Consider the following 6,869-nt stretch of genomic DNA (forward strand, 5'->3'; position numbering starts at 1 on the left):
CCGCGCGCTCGACGGCACGATCGACGTGCTCGAGGAGCTCGTGGAGGACCTCGACCCGACGCTGCGCCAGGGCCCGGTCGAGGCGCGGGTCGGCATCGTCGTCGCGGCCCGGTCCGCGGAGCGCCGCGACGCGGTGGCCTCAATGCTCGCCCAGCCGGAGTGGACGAGCCTGCTCGCGCACGCCGACCAGCTCGTGCTCACCGCACCGATCGCGGGCGGCAAGCCGAAGCACGCCACCCGCGTCCTCGCCCGGGCCCTCGCCGACGCGGACGCCGCGGCCCGCGAGGCCGCCGACGCGGCGATCGCCGAGGCGGCCACCGACCGGGCGAGCGAGCCGCGCCTCGGGCCGGTCGCGACGGCGGCGCACACGGTGGCGACGACCGCGCAGGTCACCCGGGGTGCGCTGGGCAAGCAGGCCCGCAAGCTCGCCGACGCCGCGGACGCGCTCGCCGCCGCCCTCGAGGAGCGACGCCGCAGCGAGGCGGTGGCGCACTGGCTGGTGGACCTGGCCGACCTCGCGCACCGCGCCGGGGAGCCGAGCTTCACCTACGGCGTGCTGCACGCCGAGGCCCGCGCCCGCCGCACGGCCGCCGACGAGGCGCTCGCCGCGGCGGTCACCGCCTACACCAAGCCCAAGCTGCACAAGTGGTTGGCGGACGCTGGTTAGCCGAAGCGCACCGGGCTCACCGCAGGGGGTGGCGCGGGACCGAGCGGAGATTCGCCCGGGCCAGCGTCACCATCTTCCCGACGCCGCCGGCGAGCACCGTCCGCATGCCCGCGAGGGCGAAGCCGCGGACCTGTTCGGCGGTGATGTGCGGCGGGATGGAGAGCGCGTCGGGGTCGGTGCGCACGTCGATCAGGGACGGGCCGCGGTGCGCGAAGGCCTCGCGCAGCGCAGTACGTACGTCGCCCGGGTCCTCGACGGTGACCACGTGCAGCCCGGCCGCCCGCGCGATGCCGCCGAGGTCGGCGGGGCCGTGGTCGGTCTGGAAGGAGGGGTAGCCCGCCACCATCATCTCGAGGCGGATCATCCCGAGCGCGCCGTTGTTGAACGCGACCACGGTGAGGTCCAGCCCGTGCTCGGCGGCGGTGAGCAGCTCGCCCAGCAGCATGGTCAGCCCCCCGTCGCCGGACATCGACACCACCTGCCGGCCGGGGAAGGCGGTGGCGGCGCCGATGGCGTGGGGGAGCGCGTTCGCCATCGTCCCGTGGCGGAACGAGCCGAGGATGCGACGACGTCCGGTCGGGCTGAGGTAGCGCGCGGCCCAGACGTTGCACATGCCGGTGTCGACGGTGACGACGGCGTCGTCGGCGAGCTCGTCGTCGAGCAGGGACGCGACGTACTCGGGGTGCACCGGCCGGTGGTGCTCCACCTTCGCGGTGTAGGCGTCCACCACGTGCTCGAGGGCGTCGGCGTGGTGGCGCAGCATCCGGTCGAGGAAGGTGCGGTCGGTCTTCTCGGCGATCAGTGGCAGCAGCATCCGCAGGGTCTCGCCCACGTCGCCCTCCACGCCGAGCTCGAGGAGGGTCCGGCGCCCGAGGTGCCGGCCGTCGCGGTCGACCTGCACGGTGCGGGCCTGCGGCAGGAAGCCGTCGTAGGGGAAGTCGGTGCCGAGCAGGACGAGCAGGTCGGCCTCGTGGGAGGCCTCGTAGCAGGCGCCGTACCCGAGCAGCCCGCTCATCCCGACGTCGTGGGGGTTGTCGTACTGGATCCACTCCTTGCCCCCGAGTGAGTGCCCGACCGGCGCCTTCACCTTCTCGGCGAGCTCGAGCACCTCGGCCCGCGCGTCGCGGGCACCAGCCCCGACGAACAGCGTCACCGTGCCGGCGCGGTCGATGTGCTCGGCGAGGGCCTCGACGCGCTCACGGGCCGGGACGACCACGGACGACGGGGCGACGAGGTCGCCGGTGCCGGTCGGGTGGGCCGCCGGCTCGGCGGAGACGTCGCCGGGCAGGACCATCACCGCGACCCCGCCGTCGGCCAGCGCGGTCTGGATCGCGATCCGCTGCAGGCGCGGCAGCTGGGCGGCCGCCGAGATGAGCTCGACCCAGGACGAGCACTCGGCGAACAACGCCGTCGGGTGGGTCTCCTGGAAGTAGGTGGTGCCGATCTGGGTCGACGGGATGTGCGAGGCGATCGCCAGGACCGACGCGCCGGAGCGGTGCGCGTCGTAGAGCCCGTTGACGAGGTGGGTGTTGCCGGGTCCGCAGCTGCCCGCGCACACCGCGAGCTGACCGGTCAGCTGGGCCTCGGCGGAGGCGGCCAGCGCGGCGGCCTCCTCGTTGTGGACGTGGATCCAGTCGATCCCGCCCTGCTGCGACCCGCCCGAGCGCCGGACGGCGTCGACGATCGGGTTGAGGCTGTCCCCGACCAGCCCGTAGATCCGGCGGACCCCGGCCTGGAGGAGGACCTCGATCAGCTGGTCGGCCACGGTCGTCGTCATCGGTCTCCCCGCGCTGCGCTCTCGTGGTGGACGTCGGTGCTGCCCGTCACGCTGCCACGGGTGGTCAGACGACGGGGGCCGTGGGCACCCCGGGTCGACCGCCACCGTGAGGAGTCCGCCCGTGCACGCCCTGTCCCGCCCCCTCGTCGTCGGGGTCACCGGCATCGCCGGCCACGCCCTCGCTGAACGCCTCGCCGTGCGCGGCGGCCACCTGCTCGGGCTCTCACGGCGGGGGACGTCCCCGGTGGGTGAGGTCGAGGCGCTGCACGCCGACCTGACCGACCCCGCCGCCCTGCAGGAGGCGCTGGCGGGCACCCGCCCGTCGTCGGTCTTCCTCACCGCGTGGGCCCGCCAGGAGAGCGAGGAGGAGAACATCCGGGTCAACGGCGGGATGGTGCGCGACGTGCTCGAGGCCGCCTGCGCGGAGGGCACCGTCGAACACGTGGCCCTGATGACCGGGCTCAAGCACTACCTCGGCCCGTTCGAGGCCTACGGGCAGGGGACGCTGCCCGAGACGCCGTTCGTCGAGACCGAACCGCGCCTCGACGCCCCGAACTTCTACTACGCCCAGGAGGACGAGCTCTTCGCTGCCGCGGCGCGCCACCGGTTCACCTGGAGCGTGCACCGCGCGCACACCGTCGTCGGCTACGCGGTCGGCAACGCGATGAACATCGCCTCGTCGCTGGCGGTCTACGCCGCGCTGTGCCGCGAGACCGGCCGGAGGTTCACCTTCCCCGGCTCGCGCCAGCAGTGGGACGGCCTGACCGACATGAGCGACGCGGGGCAGGTCGCCGACCACATGATCTGGGCCACCGAGTCCCCGGCGGCGCACGACCAGGCCCTCAACGTCGTCGACGGGGACGTCTTCCGCTGGCGCTGGATGTGGCCGCGGCTGGCCGAACTGCTGCACGTCGAGCCCGAGGGCTTCGACGACAAGCCGCGCCCCCTCGAGGAGCAGACCGCCGGGATGGCGGACGTCTGGGCGACCATCGCCGAGCGCGAGGGGCTGCGGGAGAGCCGGCTCGACCACGTCGCCTCGTTCTGGCACACCGACGGCGACCTCGGCCGCGACATCGAGTGCCTCACCGACATGAGCCGGTCACGCCTGGCCGGGTTCACCGGCTACGTCCGGACCCTCGACGCGTTCGCGCGGGTCTTCGACCGGCTGGCGGCCGACCGGGTCGTGCCGCACCCGGGCTGAGCGCGGCGATCACATCCGCGGCGTGCGGGCCGAGCGCGACTCCACCGATGACCACAGTGCGGTCGCTCGGCAATCGATCATGCCGAGGGCACCACACGTTGCTGGTGCCCTCGGCATGATCAACTGCCTACTGCGCGATGAGCACGCCGCGACCCGGCGCACGCGCCTCGATCATCGGCGCGGCGTGGAGCCGCCGGGTGGACGGGGCCGCAGGAGCGTCGCGGCCAGTACGAACCCGATCGTCGCCGCGATCTCGTGCCCCACGGTGGTGAAGTCGGGGAGCGGGCCGGTCCACTCGGCGTCGAGCAGCGGCCAGCCGTACACGAACACCACCCACGGCACCCGCGCCCACCCCGGCAGGGCCACGACGACGGCGGCCAGCGCGGCCTGCGCGCCGTAGCTGATCCCGACGTCGACCGTCGACCGGATGTCCTCGGGGTACCGGCCCGCCCGGACGGCCGCGAGGATCACCGGCAACGTCAGCAGCGTGCCGCCCACGTGGCCGCCGAGGAACACCGCGGCGGCACGCGCCGGCCCGCGTCGGGCCTCCACCCACCACAGCGCGCCCCCGATCCCGAGCCACAGCGTGATCAGGGTGCCGGCGTCGAGCAGCGGCCCGTTGACGATCAGGGCGCTCGCGACGAGCGCCCCCAGCGGATGGGTCTCGAGGTTCACGACGTTCGTGCTGGCCCACGCGACGAAGGCCGACGGGTCCACCAGGCCCATCCACGCGTGCACGGCCAGCAGCACCACCAGGTAGCCGACCGTCCAGCGGCCGGCGACGCCGTACCGCACGACCGCCGCGCCCACCCGACGGGCTCCTCCGATCACCCCGTCAGCGTGACCGACGGCGCCGGGCGACGGGCGGCCGGGCGCGCCGGCGACCACGGGGTGCGGCCCCACGGCTTGGCCACCGAGGCCCACGTCATGAGCAGGAACGCCGCGAGGTTCGCGAGCGGGCCGACGGCGAGCTCGACCGCGAACGGGCGAGGTGCGAGCCCGGCGACGATGCTCTCCTCGACCCACGCGCCCACGAAGAACGTGCTGAAGAGGATCACGACGACCGTGAGCGCCAGCTTCACCAGGACCCACCAGTACCGGGCCAGGCCCCAGGGCGTGACGAGCGAGAGGGCGATCCCGGAGACCAGTGCGGCGAACGCGCCCGGGATGACGAGCCAGGTGTCGACGGTCTGCACCAGCAGGTAGCAGACGCGCCAGACCTGCGGATCGCCGGTGACGGCCGCGGTCGTCGTCAGCACGACGTTGGCGGCGCCGGCCCCCATCCAGCCCGTCGACACCACCACGTGGACGAACACGAGCAGCTGGCGGACGCGCTTGCCGACGAGGCTGCGGGAGGGCACACCCCGGGAAACCCGGGTATCAGGGTCCTGAAACCTCGTCGCTCACGGCCGCGGTCAGCCGGGCGAGGAGCGCGGTGAGCGTGGCCAGCTCGTCCGCGTCGAGGCCGAGGGCGTCGGGCCGGTCGGCGTCCTCCACCAGCACCGTGGCGCGGGCGAGGGCCGCCCGCCCGGACTCGGTGAGGTGCACCGGGGTCGGCCGGCCCCGCCGCGGCCCGGCCTCCCGCACGACGTGACCGGACGACTCGAGGCCGGGCAGCAGCTCGCCCATGCTCTGGGGGCTCATCAGGCAGCGCCGGGCGAGCGCGGACTGGGTGAGTCCCGGCTCGTTGTCGAGCTGCACGAGGACCCCGAACTGGGTGGGGGTGAGGCCGACCGGCGCGAGGGTGGCGCCCAGTCGGGGGGCGACGAGCAGCGAGGCGCGGATGACCGACCAGCTCGGGAGGGCGGCGATCCGCGCGTCGGTCCACAACGGCTCGGGCACACGCGCACGATAGGACCGCGCCGCTCACCTCAGCCGAGGGTGGTCCGCAGCCGGTAGGTGCGGGTGACCTCCTGGGGACTGTCGTTGTCGTCGCTGACCAGCAGCAGCTCGAGAGCACCGTCCGGGGCGCGCCCGGTGATCGTCATGCCCTCGACGTTGTCCAGCAGCGGGTTGCGCTGGGGCTGCCGCGCGGTGGCGCCGAGGGACGGGCACGCGCCGAGGTCGGCCAGCAGGGTGGTCCGCACCGGGGTGCCGGCGGTGGCTGGGGTCAGTGCGGCGACGGTCGCGACGTCGGTGGCACCGGCGGGGTCGAGCAGGACGAGGTGGACCGTGTTGCCCGTCGCCTTCTCGTAGCCGCGTTCGAGGGCGAGCAGCCGGCCGTCGCCGGTGGGGGTGAGCTCGGAGACGCCGAGGCCGGCGGGCAGCGGCAGCGCGTACTGCGGGCCCGGGACGAACGCCGACGACGACGGACCGGGGCGGGTCCACGTGACGAGGCGGGTGAGGCCCGGGTCGTCGCCGCGCAGCGGTTCCTCGAGCGACGCGGTCAGGATGTGGCCGTCGGGGGACAGGGTGAGTCCCTCGAGGGTCGTGTTGGGCTTCCCGCGGTCCACGACGTCGGGCGGGACCGGCAGCGCGCCGCGCAGCCGCCCGTCGACGTCGACGCGCAGGATCTGCGGGCCGGTCTCGTCGCCGATCAGCAGGGTGCCGTCGCGGTCGACGACCAGCGACTCCGAGTCCAGCGGCTTCCCGGCGGGGTCGGCGAGCGCCACGGCGTCGAGGGGGCGGTCGGCGGCCGCGTCGAGGGCGAAGAGCACCGAGCGGTCGGAGAGCGCGAGGACCCGGCCGTCGGGGAGGGCGGCGAGTGCCGAGAGGTTCCCGACGACCTGCGGGGTGGGGGTCCGGCCGGCGAAGCGCTGTCCCTCGAGGGCGTCGGACCACCCGGTGATCGCGGTGCTCGGCGAGCACGGCTGCGGGGTCGGGGCGGTGGCCGAGGCGGGCAGGGGCGTCGACGCGCACCCGGAGAGCGCGAGGAACAGGACGGTCGTCAGGACGGCGCGGCGCACGCCGCGGATGGTGCCCGGAGCGGATGGCCGACCGGTGAACGGACCGCGCGGGTGGGTAGCCCGGGCAACGACACGGACGACGACGAAGGAGACCAGCGGTGACCCTGACGGTGGCGGTGCTCGGGACCGGGCTGATGGGCTCGGGGATGGCGCGCAGCCTGCTGCGCGCCGGGCACCAGGTCCGGGCGTGGAACCGGAGCCGGGACAAGGCGGAGCCGCTCGCCGGGGACGGCGCGATCGTCGTCGACTCCGCCGCGGACGCGGTGAAGGACGCCGACGCGGTCCTGACGATGCTCTTCGACGCCGACGCGGTCGCCG

7 protein-coding genes and 1 pseudogene are annotated in these 6,869 nt (G+C 74.7%); 3 read left to right on the forward strand and 5 right to left on the reverse strand.

The window, feature by feature from the left end; genetic code table 11:
* Positions 1 to 667: pseudogene (locus AC0CYZ_RS28840) on the forward strand (hypothetical protein); the annotation flags it as partial.
* 16 nt (positions 668 to 683) lie between these two features.
* On the opposite strand, the gene AC0CYZ_RS28845 reads toward AC0CYZ_RS28840, so the two are convergent.
* Complete coding sequence (locus AC0CYZ_RS28845) at positions 684 to 2,444, reverse strand: pyruvate dehydrogenase (RefSeq protein WP_472221546.1); 1,761 nt, start codon at positions 2,442 to 2,444, stop codon at positions 684 to 686.
* 121 nt (positions 2,445 to 2,565) lie between these two features.
* Here AC0CYZ_RS28845 and AC0CYZ_RS28850 point away from each other — a divergent pair, with 121 nt between their 5' ends.
* On the forward strand, positions 2,566 to 3,645 hold the full coding sequence (locus AC0CYZ_RS28850; RefSeq protein WP_472221547.1) for an SDR family oxidoreductase: 1,080 nt from the start codon (positions 2,566 to 2,568) through the stop codon (positions 3,643 to 3,645).
* A gap of 171 nt (positions 3,646 to 3,816) precedes the next feature.
* Here the strand turns inward: AC0CYZ_RS28850 and AC0CYZ_RS28855 are convergent, their stop codons facing one another.
* From AC0CYZ_RS28855 to AC0CYZ_RS28870, 4 genes are read right to left on the reverse strand one after another with little or no spacing between them, the layout of a single operon-like run.
* Positions 3,817 to 4,476 carry a rhomboid-like protein gene (locus AC0CYZ_RS28855; RefSeq protein ID WP_472221548.1) on the reverse strand — a complete coding sequence of 220 codons (660 nt, stop codon included), beginning with the start codon at positions 4,474 to 4,476 and terminating at the stop codon, positions 3,817 to 3,819.
* Positions 4,473 to 5,006: a hypothetical protein gene (locus AC0CYZ_RS28860; RefSeq protein WP_472221549.1), complete on the reverse strand. Its 534-nt coding sequence runs from the start codon at positions 5,004 to 5,006 to the stop codon at positions 4,473 to 4,475. The genes AC0CYZ_RS28855 and AC0CYZ_RS28860 overlap by 4 nt, the downstream gene beginning before the upstream one ends.
* Before the next feature lie 19 nt (positions 5,007 to 5,025).
* Complete coding sequence (locus tag AC0CYZ_RS28865) at positions 5,026 to 5,487, reverse strand: MarR family winged helix-turn-helix transcriptional regulator (protein ID WP_472221550.1); 462 nt, start codon at positions 5,485 to 5,487, stop codon at positions 5,026 to 5,028.
* A gap of 29 nt (positions 5,488 to 5,516) precedes the next feature.
* Positions 5,517 to 6,551, reverse strand: coding sequence for an esterase-like activity of phytase family protein (locus AC0CYZ_RS28870; protein WP_472221551.1), 1,035 nt, complete (start codon positions 6,549 to 6,551; stop codon positions 5,517 to 5,519).
* A 98-nt stretch (positions 6,552 to 6,649) separates the two neighbouring features.
* On the opposite strand from AC0CYZ_RS28870, the gene AC0CYZ_RS28875 reads away from it, so the two are divergent.
* Positions 6,650 to 6,869, forward strand: a 220-nt coding sequence (locus AC0CYZ_RS28875) for an NAD(P)-binding domain-containing protein (protein ID WP_472221552.1), incomplete at its 3' end; no start/stop codon positions are given.

The organism is Actinomycetospora sp. (genome assembly GCF_055612215.1).